This window comes from Serratia sp. HNCC26DJ244, assembly GCF_057180565.1.
Genome location: NZ_JBXUGO010000079.1, coordinates 1 through 930, shown reverse-complemented (window position 1 = coordinate 930; position 930 = coordinate 1). Strand labels below are relative to the sequence as shown.

Genomic DNA, 930 nt, shown 5'->3' with positions numbered 1-930 from the left:
GGCGGCACCTTGACCTCGCTGGGTAATGTTATCGATGGCGCAGGGAACTGGGTGCTGAACAGCAGCAATATCGATCTGAGAAATAATGGCAATGCCTCTGGCTTTACGGGCTTGTTGGATATTAATACCGGCGCCACACTGACCATTGACAGTCTTACTGCATTGGACGGTTCAACAATATTGAATGTTGATGGTGCCACCAGCACATTGAATATCACCAACGCCGGTGCCTTTACGCTGAACAATACCCTGACCGGTGCCGGGAAGGTGAATGTCGATACCGGGGCTAATAATGCGTTCAATTTCGATACTGGCGTTGGGAGTGGCTTTACCGGCAATGTGACGCTGAATAACGCTACCTTCTCACTGGCGGGGACCAATGCCGATACTCTGCAGAATGCTGGGCTGACGTTAGCCACCGGCAGTGTGACGACGGTTGGTATCCCGGGAACGCCAAGTACCGCCACCTTGCAGGATCTGGTGCTGGATGGTGGTACGCTCAATTTCACTGGTGGCGTGCCGTTATCAAGTGCCGAGAGTACCATTTCTACCGTTAACCTCACCGCCAACAGCGGTACTATCAATGTGGATAATGGCGGTTCGTGGAACAACGACTCTCCGGGCGTCTCTCTTCTCGAACAGAACCGGGGAATGACCGAGACGTTGATCACTGCGGACACGGCAAGCGCGGTTGATGGACTCAGCTTGAGAATTAATAACCAGGTGGTGACACCTGGGGTAGGTATTTCTTCTGCCATTAACCAGAACAGTGTCCATGTGGCGAATGGTACCTACAATTACGCCTTGTCCAACACGAACGGTAGTGCCGATGGCCTGTACCTGAGCTATGGTTTGAGTGCCATTGAACTGCTGACGGACTATGCCGATGCACTGATTATTGCCACTGATGTCAACCCTGGTTCTAACAGA

The 930-nt window shown here is 52.3% G+C and carries 1 pseudogene; it reads left to right on the top strand.

What is annotated here, in order from left to right:
* Positions 1 to 930, top strand: a pseudogene (locus AC2A06_RS18615) (hypothetical protein); the annotation flags it as partial.